This window comes from Bradyrhizobium sp. TM233 (assembly GCF_036247965.1).
Taxonomy (GTDB): Bacteria; Pseudomonadota; Alphaproteobacteria; order Rhizobiales; family Xanthobacteraceae; genus Bradyrhizobium; species Bradyrhizobium ottawaense.
The window spans coordinates 442,042-464,220 of record NZ_BTIG01000008.1; the positions used below are offsets into that span (position 1 = coordinate 442,042).

The window sequence follows — 22,179 nt, forward strand, 5'->3', positions numbered from 1 at the left end:
CGCCGGGCGATCGGCCCTACGCGTTTGTTGATGGGTGTTTAAGGGGCGCGCGCCAGCTGGGTGGCGAAATAGGCGACCGTCTTGGAATAGACCTCGCTCTTGTTCCACTGCTGCAGCACCGCGAAATTCGGACTGCCCGGCTGCCAATCCTTGCCCTTCTGCCAGCCATAGCCGGCGAGATAATTGGCGGTGGAGGCGAGCACGTCGGGTGCGTTGTGCAGGAGGTCGCGCTTGCCGTTGCCGTCGAAATCGACGGCGTATTTCATCCAGGACGACGGCATGAACTGGGTCTGGCCGAGCTCGCCGGCCCAGGCGCCCTTCATCTCGGCTGGTGCGAGATCGCCGCGCTGGACGATGCGCAGCGCGTCCAGCAGCTCGGCGCGAAACTGCTCCGCGCGCCGGCAATCATAGGCCAGTGTTGCGAGCGAGCGGATCGTGGCGAACTTGCCGGTGTTGACGCCGAAATCGGTCTCCAGACCCCAGATCGCGACCAGGACCTCGCCGGGAACGCCATAGGCCTGCTCGATGCGCGATAGCACGGAGCCGTATTGCTTCATCATGTTGGAGCCGCGTTGCATGCGCGGCGGCACCATGCGGCCGGAAAACTCCTCGAAGGTCTGGGTGAAGACCTTTTGCGAGCGGTCGCGGTTGAGCACGCTCTGATCGAGCGTCACGCCGGCGAGCCCCGATGCAATGGCCTGTTGTGAGATGCCCTTGGCCGCGGCGTCGGTTTTGAGCTCCGCAAGCCAGGCATCGAAATTGCCCGAGCCGCAGGCAACCGCGGCGAACGCTGGCTGGGCGGACAGGATTGACGCGGAGAGGGCGAAAGCTGCGAGAGCGAGACGAGAAATCGTCGAGGTCATTCGAGGTAATGAATTCCGTGAAGCGATCTGACAGGCCGGCGCAATCTCGGTCGGAACCGCGGCCAAAGCAAGGCGTAGCATTGGCCGCGATCCTGCCCGAACCAGGGCAGGATCGCATGTCACGATATCGTCAGGCGTCCGTCCTGTTGCGCCAGGGGAAGAGGTTGGCCGGGAAGTCGGCAGCCGGCTTGCGCGGACGATGCGGCGGGGGCGGCACCGGACGTGCACCGGGCTCCGAGACGATCACCTTGCGGTAGAGATGCCAGGTGGCATGGCCGAGCAGGGGGATCACCACGGCAAGGCCGAGGAAGGCCGGGATCGTGCCGAGCGCGAGCAGCACCGCCACGATCACGCCCCAGGCCGCCATCGGCACCGGGTTCCTCGCGACCACGCGCAGCGAGGTGCTCATCGCCTCGAACGCGCCGGCATGGCGGTCCAGCATCAACGGAAACGATACGGCGCTGATGCAGAGCGCGGCGAGCGCGAACAGGAAGCCGGCGCCGCAGCCGACCACGATCAGCCACCAGCCCTGCTGCGTCGTCAGCACGCGCGTCATGAAGTCCGAGATGCCGCTCACGCCCTCATAGCCGAACGCCGCGACATAGATCGCCTGTGCGGTCGCAACCCAGGTCACGAACAGGGCGAGCAGCAATGTGCCGAGGCCGAGCATCGCCCCGAACGAAGGCGAGCGCAGCACCTCCATCGCATCCCAGGCGCTGGCTTCCTCATAGCGTTCGCGCCGGCTGGAAAGCTCGTAGAGACCGAGCGCTGCGAAGGGGCCGATCAACGCAAAGCCGGCGGCCAGCGGAAACAGCAGCGGCAGTACCGAATAGCCCATCACCACGCGGGCGAGCACGAGGCCGAGCACCGGGTAGATCACGCAGAGGATGATGGCGTGACTCGGAACGGCCTTGAAATCTTCCCAGCCGCGCCTGAGTGCATCGTGCAGATCGGACAGCTGGATGGTTCGGATCACCGGTCCAGGCGCATCCGCGGTCTGGGCCATCGTGGGGACATTGCCCTGGTAGAGTGTGGCCATGGTCGCTAGCTCCCTTGCCAAGCGGCCGAATCCGGCGCCGGCAAACGGCGCGAGCGGCCGCCATTCTGAGTTTCGCGATTCCGACCAGACGCGAATTCCGGATGGCATCGCGAGCTGAAGTGCAACCGTACGCCTATTTCCGAGTCCTGTCCCTCACGCTTGGGTGAAATTCGATGCCGCAGCGCAACTCGACGGTGTCATTCGGTCGTCATTTCGCCGCAGATAAGCTGATGCTGCGTGTTGGCTCGCGGAACTTTGCGGGCGCTACGCAGTAACTTGGTCTATAAGTGCCACTCAAGGCCCTTCCAACGGATCCTTTTCGGGGAGCAGACATGAGCATTTTCGGGAAAATCATGAGCGCGATCTTCGGCAGCCAGCCGGCCTCCGCCGCGCCCGCTGGCGGCGCAGCTTCGCCTGCTGGAGCCGCGCCCGGCGCTTCGGCGCCGGCCGCCGCACCCATGGCCGCGGTCGATGTGGCGGCAATCGTCGACAAGGCGGTGGCTGCGCACAAGGGCGAGAAGCTGGAATGGCGTACCTCGATCGTCGACCTCATGAAGGCGCTCGACATCGATTCCAGCCTTGCCGCGCGCAAGGATCTCGCCAAGGAGCTCGGCTACAGCGGCGACATGAACGACTCGGCCAGCATGAACGTCTGGCTGCACAAGCAGGTGATGTCCAAGCTCGCCGCCAATGGCGGCAAGCTGCCGCCGGAGATCAAGCACTGACCGCAAACACTGACCGAACGCCGGTCGTGTCGTAAGGGCCCGCGGTCGCGCGGGCCTTTTTGCTTTCAGACGACCAGATCCGCATCCTCCGGGTGCCTGTCGAGATAGTCGACGACGAAGCCGCAGCCGGCGATCACCTTGCGGCCGTCGCGCCGGATCAAATCCAGCGCGCCCTTGATCAGCTCGGAGGCGATGCCGCGGCCGCGCAGCGCGCGGGGCGTCTCGGTGTGGGTGATGATGACCGCCGTCGGGGTCAGCCGGTAATTGGCGAAGGCGACCTCGTTGCCGACATCGAGTTCGAAGCGGCTCCTGTCCTTGTTGTCCCGTACCGATGCCACCATGCAAGATCCTTCCGACGTGCGTCTGACGCGTTGATCTAGGAGCTCGTCCCAGCCCTTGGCAAGGCGCGGCCATGGGAGCTTGCAGCACGGCAGATATCTGCAAACGCGCGTACCTGTAGCTGCAGCGCAGTATGAGACGTCATCCCTGGCGAACACCACGCCAGCTCCAATAATTGCCGAGACCGCTCTTGCAAGTTCCATGGCGGCTCCCACGTCTTCTCAAGGACATACGTCCGAATGCGGCCGGCAGGGTCGCCTAGACGTTCGGAGTGTCGTGCCGCCAGCCGCCGGCGTGTGCCTCTGTCACAGGAGGGTACGATGTCGGACTTTGGTTTCTTGAAGACTCATCGAACATGGGAAGACTGGTGCGGGATGCTGCTCGGCGCGCTCATCGTGGCTTCGCCGTGGTTTCCCATCCAGGATCAGGCGGCAATTACCGGAAACCAGACGGTGGTCCTGAATGCGGTCACAATCGGCTTGGTCGTGTTCGGCATCAGCCAGCTCGAATACGTCGCCTTGCAGCGCTGGCAGGAGGTGACGACGATCCTCGTCGGACTGTGGCTCATCGGCTCGCCTTACGCCCTCGGCTATTCCGGTGACGGTTTTCTTCGCATCTATCACACGAGCCTCGGAGCGGTGCTGGTCCTGCTGGGGGTACTCCAGCTGTGGCAGGACTGGGACCTGAATGACCAGGACATGCTCAGGCACGGATGACCGGCCGCAGATCCCGCAGGCCCGCTGGCTACAGGCGGCGGGCCTGTGCTCTCACCTCGCCACGAGGTCGGAATAGTCCGGATGCTTTTCGATCCACGCTTTCACGAACGGGCATTGCGGGATCACCTTCAATCCGGCGGCGCGGACCTGGTCGAGCGCGCCTTGCACCAGCTTCGAGCCGACGCCCTTGCCGCCGAGCTCCTTCGGCACGTCGGTGTGCTCGAACGTGATGACGTTGCCGTCGAGCTTGTAATGCTCGGTCGCAACATGACCTTCGACCTCGAGCTCATAGCGGTGATCGGCCCTGTTGTTGATGACGTCGCTCATGTCGTCTCCGCTCAGCTCTTCAGCGCGTTCGTCAGCATCTTGCGGATCGACCAGGCTTCGCCGTCGGAGGAGCCCTTGATGTCGTCGATCCGCCAGCTATTCGCCTCGCGCACGAAGTCGTAACGCACGATGAGGTCGGCGGGTTTCCGGTCGTTGTGGTGACCGGTGATGGTCACCGCGATCGTCGCCTTGTCGGCCTCCATCTTCTCCGCGTCAATCTTGAACGATTTCACGTCCGGTTCCTGCGAATTGGTGACCGGATCGAAATCGACCGGCCCGACGTCGCCCTTCGGTGTATGCGCATCCGACCTGGCCCACAGCGCGACCAGCGCCTTGGAGAGATATTTGCTCTTGGCCGCCTTGGTCTCGATGACGAAGGCGCCGCCGCCATCGCCCTTGCCCTTGGCCGCGCGGGTGTAGATCGCAGTCAGGATCGCGGCGGGATCGCTCGTGGCAGGGGTCTCGGCGAAGGCGGGAGCAACGCCTGCGAGCAGAGCGGCGGCGACGAAGGTCCGACGGGTAAGCATGGAATGTCCTGGAGAAATGTTCTGGAGAGGACGGCATGCGAGAGCAGGCCGAGGCGGCCGGCGGCGCGTATCTCAGTAGAGCGATGCAAAGGCGGTTCGGTTCAATCGGCCGCTTTGGCGAGCCTGGAATCTTCGGGCTGCTGCGGCGGGCGCAGGCACCCCTGGCAGATGACCAGGGAGCGGTTGACCCTGGCATCCTGGTCGGCCTCGCTGGCATCCTGCGCCTGCCACCATTCCTTCGACTGAGGCTGAAGTCCGGCCTGCGATGTGTTGCGCTCGGATCGGGCCGCGGTCCGTGCTGGTTGTGCGGCTGTCCGCGGCCGATTGGGATCCTCGCCGGCGCCGTCCCAGGCATAACGCGCAGGCTTGAAGGCGGGATCGGAGGCCAGATGCGCCTGCGGCGCCACGGCACATCCGGCGAGCGCCAGCGACAACAGGAGGAAGGCGGGCGCTTTGAGCATGATGCGGCACTCTGTACGCGAGAACTGACGAAGGTTGCGCCGATCATGTTTAAAATTCTCTGAACGATCGCGGCCGCGCCGGCGACAAACGCGCATGCGCTATTTGATGTTTCTGCTCGCTCTGTTCGTCTCCGCCGCGCGCGCCGAGGATGCAAAGCCGTTCAATCCGTCCGACTATCCGGCCGGCGTGCAGAAGGCGCTGCGCTACGCCAACGAGGAGTGCACCAGCCAGGACGGCGGCGAGGTGACCTTTGCGCCTGATACGGTGCGCAAGATCGACCTGACCGGTGACGGCCGCGACGACTACATCGTCGATTTCCAGGACACCAAATGCGGCGATCGCGAGACGACCTATTGCGGAACTGGCGGATGCGTCATCAACATCCTGGTGACGCTGCCGGACGGCAACGTTCGCCCGGTGTTTGAGGGCTATGTCCGCAGCTACAGGATCATGGCCCCGCCGGTGAAGCGCGGCGCTGCACGCACCGTCCGCTTCGATCTTCATGGCAGCTTCTGCGGCGGCTTTGGCCCGCAGGCCTGCGTCAAGCAGAAGGCCATCACGGCGACGCCGTTTGCGTTCAGGCAGCCGTAGGGGAGCCGTGCATCCGGCGGCCTTGCAGGGGCGCGGGCGATGGCGATAAATGGGCCGCCAAGAGCCGGCGGCCAGCACGCCGTCCGCCCTCGAAGAGGAATCCCCATGCAGCCCCTGCGCATGTCCCGCCGCGTCATGAATCTCGCTCACATGCTGACCCAGAATGCGCGGCGGCATGGCGCGCGTCCCGGTTTCGTCTGGGGTGACAAATCCTGGACCTGGCGGCAGATCGATGCGCAGGTCTCGGCGCTGGCGGCGGCGCTCGCCGCGCGTGGCATTGCCAAGGGCGACCGTATCCTCGTCCACTCCAAGAATGGCGACGAGATGATCTTCTCGATGTTCGCCGCGTTTCGGCTCGGCGCGGTCTGGGTGCCCACCAATTTCCGCCTGATGCCGGATGAGGTCACCTATCTCGCAGAAGCTTCCGGCGCCAAGGCGTTTCTGTGCCATGTCGATTTTCCCGAGCATGCGGCGGCGGTGAAGGGCGGTGCGCTGGAATTCACCTGGAGCGTCGACGGCAAGGGTGCGTTTGGCGAGACATCGGTTGCGGAGGCCATTGCCTCGCAGGCCGGCGCCAATGTCGCCAATGTCGCCGTCGAGCACGACGATCCCTGCTGGTTCTTCTTCACCTCGGGCACCACCGGTCGGTCCAAGGCCGCGGTGCTCACCCATGGCCAGATGGGCTTTGTGATCACCAACCATCTCGCCGATCTGACACCCGGCGTCACCGAGAATGACGCCTCGCTGGTGGTGGCGCCGCTGTCGCATGGCGCCGGCGTGCATCAACTGGTGCAGACCGCGCGCGGCGTGTGCACCGTCTTGTTGCCGACCGAGAAATTCGACATCAACGAGGCGTTCCGTCTGATCGAGACGCATCGGGTCGCCAATCTCTTCACCGTGCCGACGATCCTGAAGATGATGGTCGAGCACCCCGCCGTCGACAAATACGATCATGCCTCGCTGCGTCACGTGATCTATGCGGGTGCGCCGATGTATCGCGAGGATCAGAAGACGGCGCTGAAGAAGCTCGGCAAGGTCATCGTGCAGTATTTTGGCCTCGGCGAGGTCACCGGCAACATCACCGTGCTGCCGGCGGCGCTGCACGATCCCGAGGACGGCCCGCACGCCAAGATCGGCACCTGCGGCTTCGAGCGCACCGGCATGCAGGTCTCGATCCAGGATGATGAAGGCCGCGAGCTCGCGGCCAACCAGAGCGGCGAGATCTGCGTGATCGGGCCGGCGGTGCTCGCCGGCTATTACGACAATCCCGAAGCCAATGCGAAGGCGTTTCGTAACGGCTGGTTTCGCACCGGCGACCTCGGCCACATGGACGAGGAGGGCTTCGTCTACATCACGGGCCGCGCCTCCGACATGTACATCTCCGGTGGCTCCAACATCTATCCGCGCGAGATCGAGGAGAAGATCCTGACGCATCCCGCGGTCGGCGAGGTCGCCGTGCTCGGCGTACCCGATGCGACCTGGGGCGAGGTCGGCGTCGCCGTGTGCGTGGCGCGTGCCGGCGAGAAGGCGGTGAGCGAAGCCGAAATGGCGGCGTTCCTCTCGCCGAAGGTGCCGCGCTACAAGATGCCGAAGCGGTTCTTCTTCTGGGAGGCCTTGCCGAAGTCGGGCTATGGCAAGGTGCCGAAGCGCATGGTGCGCGACGAGCTCGAGGCGCGCGGGCTGCTCGATCTCGACAAGACCAAGGCGGGCTGAGCGCAGGTGATGCGGAGTATCAAGCAGCCGGGCGCGCCCATCGCGGAACGCATCCAATGGGTGGAGGCGAGGGGGCGCGCCTTCTCGTTCACGCTTCAGGCAGGTCTGCCACTGCTGGATGCCGTGCGGCGCGGCTTTGCGGCCGAAGGTTTTACGAGTGGCGTGCTCAACTTCCGGCATGGCGCCCTCGGGCCTCTCGCCTATGTGATGCCGGCGCTGTCGAGGACGGGCGAGAACGCCGCGTTCTACAGCGACACGTACCGGCCCGGCGGCGTGACGCGTACGAAGCTCGGCAGCATGACGCTCGGCATGCGCGACGGCGCGCCGTTCTTTCACTGCCACGGGCTCTGGACCGAGGCGGACGGCAAAGTGAGCGGCGGCCACATGATGCCTGATGAGACCATCGTCGCCGAGCCGTTCGAAGTCGAGGCCTTCGGCCTCGATGGCGCGATGTTCACCGCCGAGCCCGATCCCGAGACCAATTTCAAGCTGTTCGGGCCGGTGGCCGCCGCGCGCACCGGCGCGCGCACGACGAGCCGTGCTTTCGCGCTGCGGCTGCGGCCCAACCAGGATTTTGCCGGCTCGCTCGAAGAGTTCTGCCGCGCGCACGGCATCGCGCGCGCGAGGGTTCACGGCGGCGTCGGCTCGACCATCGGTGCGCGTTTCATCCATGGCGGCGTGACCGAGCCGTTTGCCACCGAGCTGGCGGTGACGGCCGGGATGATCGCGCCCGGGCACTCCGATGCGCTCGAAGCAGCGCTCGACGTCGCGCTGGTCGACTACACCGGCGGCATTGCCGAGGGACGCCTGGTCCGCGGCGACAATCCCGTGCTGATGACCATGGAGCTGGTGCTCGAGGTGTCGGGCTAGTATCGGCGAGCGATCATCAGTGAGCGCGCAATTTGGCGATCGCCAAGTACGTGGATTCACTCATCTTCGATAGGCCTGAGCTCGATCCTTGAAACAGGTTGAGCAAGGGAGATTGAGCCTGGCCGGTGCTCTGGTTGTTCTTGATGTCATACATGGCGGAGAACCGGTTCAGCAGCTTCGCGACTTTCGCGGGGTCGGACAGATCCTTGACCTTCATGAACCTGTCCACGTACTTGGCCTGCTGGTCGATCGGCATCGCCGCCATCTGATCAGGTAGATTGAAGGTGGTCCTGAACACCTCCGAAAGAGCCTTGTCGGCAAGGATGTCGTATGGCGACGTGATGTCCGCCGCCTTGCGCTGGAAATAGAGCGCCAGGCGTACGCCGGGATTGGTTTCGCCTTGCTGCTGCTCGAGGCTTTGCTGGACATAACTTGCCTGTGTGTCCCGCAATTGATCCCGCCTCTGGGGACCCATCATCGGCAGGCGCGCGACGTTGCCCTTGCTGTCGAAATTGAACGACGCCACGATGTCGGCAAAGCGAGGATCGCTCTGCGTGTTGGCGAAGCTCTTGGGATCGTTCAGATCGGAGGCGAAGATCTTCTTGAGGAAATCGGTGCTGACCTTGCTAGGGTTCAAGCCCTTGGCCAGGAGAACCAGGTCGACCATCGGCCTGTTTGCCAGAAGATCGGAAACGCTGTCGATGCCGGCGATCGCCTCCTGATAAGCCGTCGCGTCCTTGGCGGCTTGTGCCCGAACCGCCGCCTGCTGCTTGGTGCTCAATGTGCTTGCGCTCTTCACCGCTTGAACGACGTAGTCCCTTGCAATCTGGAGGACTTCAGCAGCGTCCTGCGCCAACAGGGGGGTCGTCAGATTGCCTTTTGCATCGAAGTTGAACGCGCGTGCGAGCTGAACGTATCGATTGTCCTTGAGAGTATACACGTAGCTCTTGGGATCGCCGAGGTCACTTTCGAGGACGGCCTTGATGGTCGTCTGCGAGACCTTTTTCGGGTCGAGGCCGACGGCGCCGAGCGCAAAATCGTACACGCTTGGCGTCGATACGAACGCGTCGACCGAATTGAGTTTGAGGATGGCCGTTCTGAATTGTTTGATTGCAGAGGCTTCGCTCAGCGGGCTTGCCGCCGAATAGACCGCGGCCTTGCTGTCATCGAACCGCTTCTTCGTGAGTGCGATATTTGCGGCTGTCTGCGCGGGCGTACCTGCCGGAAGCGACCCGTCGGGCAAGAACTCGAACGCGCCGGCCATATCCACAAATCCGCCGATCGTTGCGATCTGGTCGTTGAGACTGGAGATGCTGTTCCTATACGTCTCCAGGTGATGCTTCTCGACCAGGATCTGGACTTGCAGCTGAGGCACGTTTGCGCCCGGTTGCGCGAGCTGGGCCGTGTAGCTGGCGATATTCGAGTTGGCCGTGCTGGCGTCTGACTGCGCTTGGGCGCGCGCTGCGTTGAGGCCACCCAGCTGGGACGCGAAGGTGGTGTTGACGTAGCTGTTCGGATCGGATGGGTCGCTGCGCAGGACCTGGCTGATCGTGGCCGGCGGCCACTTGCTTTCGTCGATCCCGAATGCCGAATAGACATAATTGCGAAGGCGATCGTTGTTCAGGATCGCGTCCGCGCTGCTGATGTTGCCGATCTGGGCGCTGTAGTAATTCGAGTCGCTGGCGAGTGCATTGACCTGGCTCTTCTTGGTCGCCGTGTACAGACCGATCATCTCGTCGGTCTGGTTGTCCGACTGGGCAACCGGCGCTGCAGCGTCGTTGAAGGAGAATGCCGCGGCAAACTCCCGGTAGCGCTTGTCGACCAGCTTGTTGACGAAGCTCTTGGCGTCGTTGAGGTCGCTCTCCAGCACTTTCTTCATGAAGGCGTTGGCGTATGCCATGTCTTCCAGCCCGTATGCCTTCAGCGCATAATGATACAGGCGATAGTCCTTCATGAGTTCGTCGACGGTCTTCACCTTGCCGATGTGGGCCTTGTAATAGGCGGCCTCCCGCGCGACGTCGGGTTGCTGTTCGACCCGGGTCAGGGACTGCTTGAGATTGCGCGTGATGTAGTTGTAACCGAAATACGTTGATACCATCGCGCATTCCTCGCGGCTTCTTGTCGTCCCGGACGTCCGTCAATCATTGCGGGGTCGCGAGCAGGGGAGCCGGCCTCATGCCAGCAGGCAGTGCGTTTCCTTCGGGCCATTTCGGCTTACAATCTGAAGTTTTAACTTATCTCCCGGTGACGTAAGCCGAGTTTGTTTCGAGTTGTTTCCATATGTTTCTAAAATGCAGCTTACGCGGAGGTTGTGTTCCTGATATGTTCCGATCGAAAGATCGGTCGCAATCAAGTGGAGACGGGGTATGAGCCGGAGAGGTCACCGCACGATCAACCTGCCGGCGCCGTATCTGAAGCGGGTCTGGCTCGACCCTTCGAAAATTCACGATCGCGAGGCCTATCCGTTTTGCCTGCCCATCTTCCCGGATGAGTTCGAGCTCAATTTCGACGCGCCCATCACCATCATCGTCGGTGAGAACGGCACCGGGAAGTCGACGATCCTCGAGGGCATCGCATCGCTTGCCGGCTACGACGATGCCGGTGGCGGCAAGGGTTACATGCCGGTCGATCACTCCGAGGCGCGCGAGAAGATGGGCGGGCAGCTCGGCAAGGCCCTGCGCGCGAGCTGGCTGCCGAAGATCAGCAATGGCTGGTTCTTTCGTGCCGAGAGCTTTTTCTCGGTCGCGCGGTATCTGGACAAGGCCGCGCGCGATGCCGGTCAGGTCGGTCCCGATTTCCTGTCGCACTCCCACGGCGAAGGCTTCCTGCGCTTCTTCGAGGAGCGCTGTCAGCGCCAGGGCATCTTCATCTTCGACGAGCCGGAATCGGCGCTGTCGCCGGCGCGCCAGATCGAGTTCTTGAAGCTGCTGCGGCGCATGGAGGACTCCCGGATCTGCCAGGTGATCATGGCGACGCATTCGCCGATGCTGATGGCGTATCCCAACGCGCGGCTGCTGCGGCTCGGGAAATACGGCCTGGAGCCGGTGACGGTCGAGGAGACCGATCACTACCGGCTGATGCGGGAGTTTTGCGCAGACCCGCGCGGGTTCGTTGAAGCGACGCTGGCGGAATAGCCGAGCGTGTCTGACGGCTGTTCGCTCCGCCGTCATTGCGAGGAGCCCTTGCGACTTGCTGTGGGTGGCGTGGGCCCCGGCTCTGCTGCGCATCACTTCGTGCTGCGCCGCGTCCGGGGCACGAGACTGTCGGTGAAGGTCTGGCACAGGCTTTCATCCTCGCGGCACATCGTGCCCGAGCTTTGCGTCCGTTGCCGCCCTCTGAGAACGCCGAGGGCGCAGGGAAGGCCGGGTGCCGGCTGGCACCCGCGGTCCACTGTGCGAAACCTGCGTGACAAGAAGCTGCACAGCGGCATACAGGTGAAGCCAAACATCCGGCCTTCCCTGCGCAGTGGGTTTACGGCTTATGTCGTGCTCTCCCCGGGGAGCGTTGCACTATTGCCCCCGTCGCCTCGCGGATAGCCGATGCATGTGCCCGGTTGGGCTGCCTACATCACCGCAAGACTTGGCGCACAGACCCCGGGCGCCAGGACCACACGATTTTGCCGTACGCAGGCTGCACCGGTCGTGTGCGCGCCGGTCCTTGCTCACGGTGTGACCCGCCCTGCAAACCACCTTCGCGCCGACGCAGCCCGCGTCCACCACGTCCCATCCCGCGTTCGTGACGATCGCGATGCGCCCCTCGGCCCGGGACGGGATGGGTGTCGTATACGATAATCCGAACTTCTGATAAAGAGAAATATTTTTGCGCGGCGGCGTTGACCCGTCCATGGGTGTTTTGCCCGCCGGGCCGCGCAACAGCTTGTGGGGTGCGCCGAGCTCCGCCGCAACGGCGCCACGAACCGGTCTCCCCTCGGCCCCAAAATGCGCTAGGATGACCGCAGCGCGCATTCCAAGTCGCGCACGATCAACTGGACGTATGAGGAAACGAGATGAGGGTGACGATTGGACGGCGCACGGCCATGGCTGCGGCGCTGGCTGTAATTGGGGCGGCAGGCTTGACGGCGACCTTCGGCCCGGCTTTTTCGCCGGCGGCCTGGGCGCATGGGCCGACCCGGCAGAAGGTGCGGGAATCCATCGAGATCAACGCGCCGCAGGACAAGGTCTGGGCCGCGATCCGCAACTTCCAGGACATGGGCTGGCTTCCGCCTGTCACCAAGACCACGGGCGAGAAGGGCAACGAGATCGGCGCGACGCGCCAGCTGACGCTGACGGGCGGGGCGACTGTCGATGAGGAGCTCTACAAATACGAGCCCGACATGATGAGCTATTCGTACCGGATCACGAAGGTCGACGTGAAGGTGCTGCCGGTGACCAATTATTCCTCGACGTTGACGGTGTCTCCGGCTTCCGACGGCAAGTCCAAGCTGGAATGGGCCGGGGCATTCTACCGCGGCTTTCCCAACAACGATCCGCCGCCGGAGCTGAGCGACGAGGCCGCGGTGAAGGCGGTGAGCGGGCTCTACAAGACCGGTCTCGAAGCGCTGAAGAAGAAGATCGAGAGCGGTAGCTGATCGTGCGGATGCTGGTTCTGGCGGCGCTCGCCGCCAGCCTTTGCCACGCCGGCCTTGGCAGCGCGGCTGCCGAGGAGGCGTTCGTCACCAACCAGCTCAGCGACGATCTGATGGTCGTGGATCTCGCCGCCGCGCGTAGCGTCGCGACCATCCCGATCGGCGGCAAGCCGGCCGGCGTCGCCGTCAGCGCTGACGGCCGCTTTGCCTATGTCACGAGCCCCGACGCCAAGGCGGTGACGGTGGTGGACGCGGCGACCCGGCAGGTGGCGGGGCGGATCGAGGTCGGCGGCGGGCCGCTCGGCATTGCTGTGGCGCCCGATGGCAAGACGGTCTATGTCGCCGACTGGTATGCGGCTGCGGTGCGGGTGATCGACGCCGCGAGCCGCAGCGTCACCGCCAGCATCGCGGTCGGTGCCTCGCCGTCGGGCCTGGCGGTGACGCCTGACGGCAAGTTGCTGCTTTCGGCGGACCGCGACGACGACAGCGTGTCGGTCGTGGACACGGCGACGCGTCAGCGCAAGGCGACGATCAAGGTCGGCACCCGTCCGTTCGGCGTCACCATCGATGCCGAGGGCAAGCGCGCCTACACCGCCAATGTCGGCTCCGACGACGTCTCCGTGATCGACATTGCCGCTGGCCGCGAGGTCGGCCGCGTGCCGGTTGGCATGCGCCCTTATGCGGTGGCGCTGACGCTGGGCCGGGGCTTCGTCACCGACCAATATGGCGGCACCGTCAGCGTGTTCGACGTTGCCACCCTCAAGCCGGTGAAGCGCATCAATGTCGGCGACTATCCCGAAGGCATCGCTGCGACCGCCGACGGCAAGCGCGTCATCGTCGCGTGCTGGGAGAGCAACACGCTTGATATCATCGACGCGACTGATCTGAAGGTGATCGGCGAGATCAAGACCGGCGACGGCCCGCGCGCGTTCGGCGCGTTTTTGCGCAGGACGGAGTAGGGCCGCGTAGGGTGGGTTAGCTTTGCGGCTGCGCAAAAGCGCAGTCGGAAGGCGTAACCCACCTCTTTGGTTTCCGTGGAGACAGAAAGTGGTGGGTTACGCTGACGCTAACCCACCCTACGAGACCGAGCCAGCGTCGGAGCAATCTCCTCCATCCGCTCGAACACATGATCCGGCCCGTGCGCCCGCAGCGCCGCCGGGGCCGCATAGCCCCAGCACACCGCGCCGCAGGCAATGCCCACCGCGCGCGCTGCCTCGATGTCACGGACCTCGTCGCCGATCGCGATGACCTGGTTTGGCTCCACGCCGGCGCGGCGGATGACGCGGCGGAATTTCGCGGGCTTGCCGAACAGCGATGCCGAGCAGTCGAAATGCGAAAACAGCGCGGCGGCCTCGCCAAGTTTTTCGCGCGCATTGGCCTCGCTGTCCGACGTCACCAGCGCGAGCTGCACGCCGTCGTCCGCCAGCGTCCGCAGCATGGTCTCGCCCCCCGCAAACAGCGGGATCTCGCTAGCTGCCTCTCCCTTCAGCCGCCGCGCATGCCGCGCGATTGCCGGTAGCTTCCACAAGGGTACTTCAAGGTGGCTGAGGATCTCGCGCGTCGAGGCGTGCCGCAGTCGCTCGACGTCCTCATCCCGGACCCGGCGAAAGCCGAAGCGGTCCGCGATGTCGTTGACGGTGCGCAGGAACCACGGAAAGCTGTCGGCCAGCGTGCCGTCGAGATCGAAGATGGCGAGGGTGTAGGGCATGGAGAAGGGGAGTCTGGTCGAGCTAAGTGGCCGGATGTACAAGACGGAAGCAGGAAGACAAAGATGCCGGTCGATCAGATTCAACTTAGCAAGTTCTTGAGCTTCGTGCTGCGACACAAGCCCGATGAGATCGGCTTGACGCTCAGTGCCGAGGGCTGGGTCAATATTGACGAATTGCTTGAGAAAGCCAATGCAACAGGGACGATGTTTGACCGAGCTGACCTGCTCGGCGTCGTCGCAAGCAGCGACAAGAAGCGATTTTCGCTATCAGCCGACGGACTGAAGATCCGGGCCGCCCAAGGGCACTCTGTATCGGTGGAGCTCGGCTTGCCACCCCAAGAACCGCCCTCAGTCCTCTACCACGGGACGGCGACGCGATTTGTCGAAGCGATCCTCGCGGAGGGCTTGAAACCGCAGGCGCGCCAACAAGTGCACCTGTCCTCCGATGAGGAGACCGCGCGGCAAGTGGGGCAGCGCCATGGCAAGCCCCACATCTTCAAGGTCGATGCCGGCGGCATGTATGCGCGCGGTTTCAAGTTCTATCGCGCCGACAATGGGGTCTGGCTGACCGATACAGTGCCGCCGGAGTTCTTGGCCCCGGCGACGAGCAAATGACATAATGGGAAGCCGGGGGAGAGGCTGCTACTCCGCCGCCTGGCTCGTGCTCCTTCGCTTCGGCTTCCTCGCCTTCTTCAGCACCGGCTCCAGAAACTTGCCCGTATAGCTGCGCGGCGCCTTGGCGATGTCTTCCGGCGGGCCCCAGGCCACGATCTCGCCGCCGCCGTCGCCGCCTTCGGGGCCTAGGTCGATGACCCAGTCGGCGGTCTTGATGACTTCGAGATTGTGCTCGATGACGACGACCGTGTTGCCCTGCGCGACCAGCTCGTGCAGCACCTCCAGCAGCTTCTTGACGTCGTGGAAGTGCAGGCCGGTGGTGGGCTCGTCCAGGATGTAGAGCGTGCGGCCGGTGGCGCGTTTTGACAATTCCTTGGCGAGCTTGACGCGCTGGGCTTCGCCGCCCGAGAGCGTCGTCGCTTGCTGACCGACATGGATGTAGTCGAGGCCGACGCGGTGCAGGGTCTGAAAAGTCTCGCGCACGCGCGGCACCGCCTTGAAGAACTCGGCGGCTTCCTCGACGGTCATGTCGAGCACGTCGGCGATGGACTTGCCCTTGAACAGGACCTCCAGCGTCTCGCGGTTGTAGCGCTTGCCCTTGCAGACGTCGCAGGTGACGTAGACGTCGGGCAGGAAGTGCATCTCGATCTTGATGACGCCGTCGCCCTGGCACGCTTCGCAGCGGCCGCCCTTGACGTTGAAGGAGAAGCGGCCGGGCTCGTAACCGCGCGCCTTGGACTCGGGCAGGCCGGCGAACCATTCGCGGATCGGCGTGAAGGCGCCGGTATAGGTCGCGGGGTTGGAGCGCGGCGTGCGGCCGATCGGCGACTGGTCGATGTCGATGATCTTGTCGATGTGCTCGAGGCCCTCAATACGGTCGTGCGGGGCGGCACCCTCGCTGGCATTGTTCAGCTTGCGGGCGATGGCCTTGTAGAGCGTGTCGATCAGCAGCGTCGACTTGCCGCCGCCGGACACGCCGGTGACGGCGGTGAACAGGCCGAGCGGAATTTCGGCGGTGACGTTCTTGAGATTGTTGCCGCGCGCATTCACCACCTTGATGGTGCGGCGATGGTTCGGCGGCCGCCGCTCCGGCACCTCGACCTCGAGCTCGCCGGTCAGGTACTTGCCGGTCAGCGATTTCGGATTGCGCATGATCTCGGCGGGCGTGCCTTCGGCAATGATGTTGCCGCCATGCATGCCGGCGCCGGGGCCGATGTCGAGCACGTGGTCGGCGAGCAGGATGGCGTCCTCGTCATGCTCGACCACGATCACGGTGTTGCCGAGGTCGCGCAGCCGCTTGAGGGTGTCGAGCAGGCGCGCGTTGTCGCGCTGGTGCAGGCCGATCGAGGGCTCGTCCAGCACGTAGAGCACGCCGGTCAGCCCCGAGCCGATCTGCGAGGCCAGGCGGATGCGCTGGCTCTCGCCGCCGGAGAGCGTGCCGGAGGAGCGGGAGAGGGTGAGGTAGTTGAGGCCGACGTCGAGCAGGAAGGTGAGGCGCTCGCGGATCTCCTTCAGGATGCGGCCCGCGATCTCGTTCTGCTGCGCGTTCAGCGCCGCAGGCACGGTCTCGAACCATGCACCGGCGCCCTTCACGGATAGCTCGGAAATCTCGCCGATATGCTTGCCGCCGATCTTGACGCAGAGCGCCTCAGGCTTGAGCCGAAAGCCCTTGCAGCCCTCGCAGGGCACGTCGTGGAAATACTTGGCGAGCTCCTCGCGCGCCCACTCGCTCTCGGTCTCGCGATAGCGGCGGTTGATGTTGGTGATGACGCCTTCGAACGGCTTCTTGGTGTCGTAGGAGCGCACCCCGTCCTCGTAGGAGAACTTGATCTCGTCCTCGCCGGAGCCGTGGAGGATGGCGTCTTTCGTCTTCTTGGCCAGGTCCTTCCACTTGGTGGTCAGCGTGAACTTGTAGTGCTTGCCGAGCGCGGTCAGCGTCTGCACGTAATAGGGCGACGACGACTTGGCCCAGGGCGCGATCGCGCCCTTGCCGATCGCGAGCTCCTTGTCGGGGATGACGAGATCTTCGTCGACATGCTGCTCGACGCCGAGGCCGCCGCAGGCAGGACACGCGCCGTAGGGATTGTTGAACGAGAACAGGCGCGGCTCGACCTCGGGAATGGTGAAGCCGGAGACCGGGCAGGCGAACTTTTCCGAGAACAGGATGCGCTCGGGTCCGCTCTTGTCGTGGATCTTGGCGGTCTTCTTCTTTTCCTCGGCGGGAGCTGCCGCCGGCGCGTCGGCGAACTCGACGACGGCAAGACCCTCGGCGAGCTTCAGCGCGGTCTCAAAGCTCTCGGCGAGGCGCTGGCCGATGTCGGCGCGCACCACGATGCGGTCGACCACGACGTCGATGTCGTGCGGGAATTTCTTGTCGAGCGTCGGCGCCTCGCTGAGCTCATGGAAGGTGCCGTCGATCTTGACGCGCTGAAAGCCCTTCTTGAGCCATTCGGCGAGCTCCTTGCGGTACTCGCCCTTGCGGCCGCGCACGACGGGGGCGAGCAGATACAGGCGGGTGCCCTCGGGCAGCGCCAGCACGCGGTCGACCATCTGCGAGACGGTCTGGCTTTCGATCGGCAGGCCCGTGGCCGGCGAATAGGGCACGCCGACGCGCGCCCACAAGAGCCGCATGTAGTCGTAGATCTCGGTGACGGTGCCGACGGTGGAGCGCGGGTTCTTCGAGGTCGTCTTCTGTTCGATCGAGATCGCCGGCGACAGGCCGTCGATCTGGTCGACGTCAGGCTTCTGCATCATCTCCAGGAACTGGCGCGCATAGGCCGACAGCGATTCGACGTAGCGGCGCTGGCCCTCGGCGTAGATGGTGTCGAAGGCGAGCGAGGATTTGCCGGAGCCGGAGAGGCCGGTGAACACCACCAGCTTGTCGCGGGGAATCTCGACGTCGATGTTCTTGAGGTTGTGCTCGCGCGCGCCACGGATCGTAATTGCGCGCAGGCTGGAGCCCGCGTTCTGTTGTTGGCGCTTCGCCTTGATCACTTCATCCATCCGAGTTGCCCTCAAGGAATCCCATGGGTGCGCGACCGCGCCAATAATAAAGGCGCGCTCGCCCGGAACCGGGATCGGCGCCGATGGGGTTGTCAGCGAACGTAGGAAGAACGGAGACGGATTTCCAGTGGGACTTGCGAATCGTCAACGGAATGTTGGCGCGCTGGCGGCATCTGGCAGCAGTTGCTTTGCGGAACTGCGCGGCAAGGTGCCGCGAAAACAAAAAGGCCGGCGCAAGGCCGGCCTTTCGTGACGATGGGACGTCGATAGCGATCAGGACTTCAGATCAATACCGGGCGACCACGGGGCCGCCGAAGGTGTAGTTGAGGCGAACGGTGCCCATGTCGACGTCCTGCTTGATACGGTCGATACGGTCGTTGACGCCGAGGATCGTGAACGAGTTGTTGCGCTTGCCCATGAACAGATGGTCGTATTCGATCGCCACGGACCAGTTCGGTGCGAAACCGAATTCGATGCCGGTGCCGACCGCGCCACCCCAGCGCGTCTCGCTTGCGCTGTCGAGCACCACGCCGCCCACCAGGCCGTTATATTTGGCGTGCGTGACGGCCGCGCCACCCTTCACGTACCAGAGCACGTTGTTCCAGGCATAGCCGACCTGGCCGGTGAACAGGCCAAGCGCGTCGATCTTGGTCTGGTTGACCAGCGGCCCAAGCACCAAGCTCGTATTCGAGCCCTTCAGGTTGGCCCAGTCGCCCTGGGCTTCAAGACCGAACACCCAGTTGGCCGACTGCCAGCGATAACCGACCTGTCCGCCGACGACGCCGCCGGTCGCATTGTGACAGCCTTCAGCCGTGTCCGGACCCGCAACACCGAAGATGTTGTTGACGTCCCAGCAGTTGCGGCTCGAGGCGCCGCCGCCGTTGATACCGATGTAGAAACCGCTCCAATTGTACATCGCGATCGGTGCGACTGGAGCCTTGGTGTAGGGGCGGGCCGCCAAATCGGCCGCCGAGGCCGGTGCCAACGCGCTGAGTGCGAACAAACCGGCCGAAGCCAGCAAAAGCTTCTTCATATCCATTCCCCAGTTCCGTTTCTCTTTCTGACCTTCCGGAAAGCGGAAGAGCCAGCGGAGCTATGACCCGACTAATGTCATTGCTTTACACCATTAAAGCCAAAGGTTGTGTCACCCGGACACCACATCTCCAGCAAAATGCTAGCGAGCGAGCGGGTTGGGGCGCAAAAACAAAAAGGCCGGCGCAAGGCCGGCCTTTCGTGACGATGTGACGTCGGTAGTGATCAGTACTTCGCAGATCAGTACTTGGCAACCACCGGGGCGCCGAAGTGGTAGTTCACGCCGACCTGCACGGTGTGGAAGTTGAGCGTGCCGGTGGTGATCGGAGCGCCGAGACCGGAGAAGTAGGTCTCGCCACCGAGGCTGCGATAGAGGTACTCGCCCTTGACCGACCACTGCGGAGCGAAGAACGCCTCGACGCCGGCGCCGACGGTCCAGCCCGAGTGGAACTTGCTGTCGGAGACGGTCACGCCGAGCGCGCTGACGCTGACCTTGTTGTCGATCCAGGCGTAACCACCGGTGCCGTAGAACAGCACGTTGTTGACGGCCCAGCCGATGCGGCCGCGGACGGTGCCGAGCGCGTCGGTCTTGGACGACACGGTGATGCCGAGAGCGCTCGCCGAGGCGCTGACGTCAGCCCAGGAGCCATCGGCCTCGATGCCGAACACGACGTTGCCGGTCTGCCAGTTGTAGCCGGCGGTGCCGCCGACGAAGCCACCCTTCATCTTCGGGTCGCCGGAAGCGTTTTCCCAGGCGCCGCCACCGACGATACCGAGGTAGAAGCCGGTCCAGTTGTAGACGGCCGCTGCCGGAGCGATCGGAGCCTTGGTGTAGGGGCGGGCTGCGAGATCGGCCGCCGAGGCGGGCGCAGCGAGAGCGAACAGACAGGCCGAAGCCAACAAAACCTTCTTCATTTCAACTAATCCCAGTCCCAGTTTCTGTTGTTGCCTTCCGTTCCCGGAAGGGCAGCGGACTCAACGGCCCAACTGACGCCGTACTTACACCACCAAAGCCGCAAGTTGTGTCTCCGAAAAGCCACAGCGGTCGAAAAGGTGATGGTTACTGACTCATTGCCTCCGGTTCGTGTCGCGCCAAACGAAAAAGGCCGGCGCGAGGCCGGCCTTAGACTTCAATGATGTCAGATAGATATCAGTAGCGCGCGGCGACCGGCGCACCCCAGTTGAAGTGATAGTTCACACCTGCCTTGACCGTGTGAACGGTATCGGTCCACTCGGAGCGATTGGTGGGCACGGCGGAGTACTGGATCGTGCTCTTGCCGAAATCGATATAGTTGTATTCGACCTTGGCCGACCAGTTCGGAGCGAACATGTATTCCGCGCCGGCGCCGACGGTCCAACCCCAGCGGGTGTTGTTCTGGATGAAGACGTTTCCGGGGATGCCATCGTAGCGGTGCTGAATGTCGCCGACTGCAGCGCCGCCGCTGACGAACAAGAGAGCGGGACCGGTGGAATAGCCGAGACGGCCCTTGATGTCGCCGAAGCCACGGATTCTCGTGAAGTAGGTGTCGCCGAGGCCGGCATTGATCTCGGCAGAACGGCCGTTGATGTCAGCCCAATGATAGTCGCCCTCGATGCCGAACACCCAGTTGGCCGCCTGCCAATTGTAGCCGAACACGCCGCCGACAAATCCGCCGGTGGTGTCGTAGTTCTGAGTTCCGGCAAAGATCGCCGTGTTCGGAGCGCCAAAGAAGGTTTCGTCGCTGCGGCCCCAGGCACCGCCGCCCTGCACGCCGACATAGAAGCCGGTCCAGGTATAGATCGGAGCGGGGGGCGCGATCGGCGCCTTTGTATAGGGACGGGCCCCAAGGTCTGCAGCACCGGCCGGAGCCGAGAGGGTCAGCGCAACCGCGCCAGCAAAGCCAATCAGAATCTTCTTCATTGTAATCTCCCCAGTCGTGTCCGCCTCTCTGAGTTCCCCAAGGCGGACGATCAGGCGCGAGGCCCATTGCATCAATTCCAGGCACGACGATAGCTCGATTGGGCGGCAAAGTCCGTGACCGGAGCGCAACAGCTAGGAGCAATCGACCTGCCCTTAACTTAATGAATGTTAAGTGGTTTTTATCATTCACGGGAACCCGGTTTGGTTCCATCTCCATTTGCCATCACAGCGCCATTTAGGCGCCACCCCGTCTCCACATTTGGCAGTAATGTCTGCAGGAACAAATCTGGAACAAATCGCCGGTCGGTGCTATATATGGGGATAACCTTGGGGGTGACGGGCTGAGCGGCGCTGCAAGCGTATAGGGTCGTCTCAACAAGGCGCAGAGGAACGCGAATAGCGCGCTCGGCCTTAGGAAATTCAGTGGCATTCGGAGTGGAGAGCGGCGATGGCGGGAAGCGTCAACAAGGTCATTCTGGTTGGAAATCTCGGCAAGGATCCTGAAATCCGCCGCACCCAGGACGGGCGGCCGATCGCGAATCTGAGCATCGCCACCTCCGAGACCTGGCGCGACAAGAACAGCGGCGAGCGCAAGGAAAAGACCGAGTGGCACCGCGTCGTGATTTTCAATGAAGGGCTCTGCAAGGTCGCCGAGCAGTACCTGAAGAAGGGCGCGAAGGTTTACATCGAGGGCGCGCTGCAGACCCGCAAATGGACCGACCAGAGCGGCGTCGAGAAGTACTCGACCGAGGTCGTGCTCCAGGGCTTCAACTCGACGCTCACGATGCTCGACGGCCGCGGCGGTGGCGGAGGTGGCGGCAGCTTCGGCGACGAGCCCGGCGGCGATTTCGGCTCCTCCGGCCCCGTCAGCAGCGCGCCGCGCCGTCCCGTGGCCGCCGGCGGCGGTGGCCGCAACAGCGACATGGACGACGATATCCCGTTCTGAGCACGGACCGGACGATGAGGGGGGCGCTGCCCGGCTGAGCGGCGCCTTCCCACGTCGTGTCAGCAAACCTTACTAATCGGCAGGAAGGGCTCGGGATTTCCGGGCCCGCTTCATGTTTGGGTTGAACGCGGATTGCGCCGGGGAAAACACCTCGACGAGGCGTGTGGCGGCGCGATTGACGAGGTCTCGGAGGCGATTTTGGAAGGCCTGTTCCAGGC

22 protein-coding genes are annotated in these 22,179 nt (G+C 63.8%); 10 read left to right on the forward strand and 12 right to left on the reverse strand.

Annotation, left to right across the window (positions count from 1 at the left end; translation table 11 throughout):
- Nucleotides 1–38: 38 nt before the first annotated feature.
- Both AABA86_RS20145 and AABA86_RS20150 read right to left on the reverse strand, forming a co-directional pair.
- The gene (locus AABA86_RS20145) at nucleotides 39–863 is read right to left on the reverse strand and encodes a lytic murein transglycosylase (protein WP_338308062.1); all 825 of its coding nucleotides are present in this window, start codon (nucleotides 861–863) and stop codon (nucleotides 39–41) included.
- A 130-nt stretch (nucleotides 864–993) separates the two neighbouring features.
- Nucleotides 994–1,902 (reverse strand): DUF2189 domain-containing protein, encoded by a 909-nt coding sequence (locus AABA86_RS20150; RefSeq protein WP_212249639.1) that lies wholly within the window; start codon nucleotides 1,900–1,902, stop codon nucleotides 994–996.
- 332 nt (nucleotides 1,903–2,234) lie between these two features.
- On the opposite strand from AABA86_RS20150, the gene AABA86_RS20155 reads away from it, so the two are divergent.
- A complete protein-coding gene (locus tag AABA86_RS20155; protein WP_212249638.1) occupies nucleotides 2,235–2,627 on the forward strand; it encodes a DUF3597 domain-containing protein in 393 nt (130 codons plus the stop codon).
- 65 nt (nucleotides 2,628–2,692) lie between these two features.
- Here the strand turns inward: AABA86_RS20155 and AABA86_RS20160 are convergent, their stop codons facing one another.
- Nucleotides 2,693–2,968, reverse strand: coding sequence for a GNAT family N-acetyltransferase (locus tag AABA86_RS20160; RefSeq protein WP_338308064.1), 276 nt, complete (start codon nucleotides 2,966–2,968; stop codon nucleotides 2,693–2,695).
- Between the two features lie 318 nt (nucleotides 2,969–3,286).
- Between AABA86_RS20160 and AABA86_RS20165 the strand changes: the two genes are divergently transcribed.
- The gene (locus AABA86_RS20165) at nucleotides 3,287–3,682 is read left to right on the forward strand and encodes an SPW repeat domain-containing protein (RefSeq protein ID WP_212249635.1); all 396 of its coding nucleotides are present in this window, start codon (nucleotides 3,287–3,289) and stop codon (nucleotides 3,680–3,682) included.
- Between the two features lie 51 nt (nucleotides 3,683–3,733).
- Here the strand turns inward: AABA86_RS20165 and AABA86_RS20170 are convergent, their stop codons facing one another.
- The 3 genes from AABA86_RS20170 to AABA86_RS20180 all read right to left on the reverse strand — a co-directional run bounded on the left by AABA86_RS20170 (nucleotide 3,734) and on the right by AABA86_RS20180 (nucleotide 4,997).
- The gene (locus AABA86_RS20170; protein WP_212249633.1) at nucleotides 3,734–4,009 is read right to left on the reverse strand and encodes a GNAT family N-acetyltransferase; all 276 of its coding nucleotides are present in this window, start codon (nucleotides 4,007–4,009) and stop codon (nucleotides 3,734–3,736) included.
- Between the two features lie 11 nt (nucleotides 4,010–4,020).
- On the reverse strand, nucleotides 4,021–4,536 hold the full coding sequence (locus AABA86_RS20175; RefSeq protein WP_338308068.1) for a DUF3828 domain-containing protein: 516 nt from the start codon (nucleotides 4,534–4,536) through the stop codon (nucleotides 4,021–4,023).
- Nucleotides 4,537–4,637: 101 nt separating this feature from the next.
- A complete protein-coding gene (locus AABA86_RS20180) occupies nucleotides 4,638–4,997 on the reverse strand; it encodes a hypothetical protein (protein WP_338308069.1) in 360 nt (119 codons plus the stop codon).
- Nucleotides 4,998–5,091: 94 nt separating this feature from the next.
- Between AABA86_RS20180 and AABA86_RS20185 the strand changes: the two genes are divergently transcribed.
- The 3 genes from AABA86_RS20185 (at nucleotide 5,092) to AABA86_RS20195 (ending at nucleotide 8,172) form a co-directional block, all read left to right on the forward strand.
- Complete coding sequence (locus AABA86_RS20185; protein ID WP_338308071.1) at nucleotides 5,092–5,589, forward strand: hypothetical protein; 498 nt, start codon at nucleotides 5,092–5,094, stop codon at nucleotides 5,587–5,589.
- 105 nt (nucleotides 5,590–5,694) lie between these two features.
- Entirely contained in the window at nucleotides 5,695–7,302 is a 1,608-nt protein-coding gene (locus tag AABA86_RS20190) for an acyl-CoA synthetase (protein WP_338308072.1), read from the forward strand.
- Between the two features lie 9 nt (nucleotides 7,303–7,311).
- Nucleotides 7,312–8,172: a PCC domain-containing protein gene (locus AABA86_RS20195; RefSeq protein ID WP_338308074.1), complete on the forward strand. Its 861-nt coding sequence runs from the start codon at nucleotides 7,312–7,314 to the stop codon at nucleotides 8,170–8,172.
- Nucleotides 8,173–8,188: 16 nt separating this feature from the next.
- Here the strand turns inward: AABA86_RS20195 and AABA86_RS20200 are convergent, their stop codons facing one another.
- Complete coding sequence (locus AABA86_RS20200) at nucleotides 8,189–10,270, reverse strand: DUF1217 domain-containing protein (RefSeq protein WP_338308076.1); 2,082 nt, start codon at nucleotides 10,268–10,270, stop codon at nucleotides 8,189–8,191.
- Between the two features lie 268 nt (nucleotides 10,271–10,538).
- Here AABA86_RS20200 and AABA86_RS20205 point away from each other — a divergent pair, with 268 nt between their 5' ends.
- The 3 genes from AABA86_RS20205 (at nucleotide 10,539) to AABA86_RS20215 (ending at nucleotide 13,716) form a co-directional block, all read left to right on the forward strand.
- On the forward strand, nucleotides 10,539–11,306 hold the full coding sequence (locus tag AABA86_RS20205) for an AAA family ATPase (RefSeq protein ID WP_338308077.1): 768 nt from the start codon (nucleotides 10,539–10,541) through the stop codon (nucleotides 11,304–11,306).
- Nucleotides 11,307–12,178: 872 nt separating this feature from the next.
- Nucleotides 12,179–12,760, forward strand: a complete 582-nt coding sequence (locus tag AABA86_RS20210; protein WP_338308079.1) for an SRPBCC family protein — start codon at nucleotides 12,179–12,181, stop codon at nucleotides 12,758–12,760.
- A gap of 2 nt (nucleotides 12,761–12,762) precedes the next feature.
- Entirely contained in the window at nucleotides 12,763–13,716 is a 954-nt protein-coding gene (locus AABA86_RS20215) for a YVTN family beta-propeller repeat protein (RefSeq protein ID WP_338308080.1), read from the forward strand.
- 107 nt (nucleotides 13,717–13,823) lie between these two features.
- On the opposite strand, the gene AABA86_RS20220 is transcribed toward AABA86_RS20215, so the two are convergent.
- The gene (locus tag AABA86_RS20220) at nucleotides 13,824–14,465 is read right to left on the reverse strand and encodes an HAD family hydrolase (protein WP_338308194.1); all 642 of its coding nucleotides are present in this window, start codon (nucleotides 14,463–14,465) and stop codon (nucleotides 13,824–13,826) included.
- 63 nt (nucleotides 14,466–14,528) lie between these two features.
- On the opposite strand from AABA86_RS20220, the gene AABA86_RS20225 reads away from it, so the two are divergent.
- Nucleotides 14,529–15,080 carry an RNA 2'-phosphotransferase gene (locus AABA86_RS20225; protein ID WP_028144502.1) on the forward strand — a complete coding sequence of 184 codons (552 nt, stop codon included), beginning with the start codon at nucleotides 14,529–14,531 and terminating at the stop codon, nucleotides 15,078–15,080.
- A 27-nt stretch (nucleotides 15,081–15,107) separates the two neighbouring features.
- Here AABA86_RS20225 and uvrA read toward each other — a convergent pair whose 3' ends face one another.
- The 4 genes from uvrA to AABA86_RS20245 all read right to left on the reverse strand — a co-directional run bounded on the left by uvrA (nucleotide 15,108) and on the right by AABA86_RS20245 (nucleotide 21,015).
- Nucleotides 15,108–18,083, reverse strand: a complete 2,976-nt coding sequence (gene uvrA, locus AABA86_RS20230; protein WP_338308081.1) for an excinuclease ABC subunit UvrA — start codon at nucleotides 18,081–18,083, stop codon at nucleotides 15,108–15,110.
- 286 nt (nucleotides 18,084–18,369) lie between these two features.
- A complete protein-coding gene (locus AABA86_RS20235; RefSeq protein WP_338308082.1) occupies nucleotides 18,370–19,116 on the reverse strand; it encodes an outer membrane protein in 747 nt (248 codons plus the stop codon).
- Between the two features lie 239 nt (nucleotides 19,117–19,355).
- Nucleotides 19,356–20,030, reverse strand: a complete 675-nt coding sequence (locus AABA86_RS20240; RefSeq protein WP_338308084.1) for an outer membrane protein — start codon at nucleotides 20,028–20,030, stop codon at nucleotides 19,356–19,358.
- A gap of 235 nt (nucleotides 20,031–20,265) precedes the next feature.
- Complete coding sequence (locus AABA86_RS20245; protein ID WP_338308086.1) at nucleotides 20,266–21,015, reverse strand: outer membrane protein; 750 nt, start codon at nucleotides 21,013–21,015, stop codon at nucleotides 20,266–20,268.
- A 448-nt stretch (nucleotides 21,016–21,463) separates the two neighbouring features.
- Here AABA86_RS20245 and AABA86_RS20250 point away from each other — a divergent pair, with 448 nt between their 5' ends.
- Nucleotides 21,464–21,961 (forward strand): single-stranded DNA-binding protein, encoded by a 498-nt coding sequence (locus AABA86_RS20250; protein ID WP_018317913.1) that lies wholly within the window; start codon nucleotides 21,464–21,466, stop codon nucleotides 21,959–21,961.
- The last annotated feature ends 218 nt before the right edge of the window (nucleotides 21,962–22,179 follow it).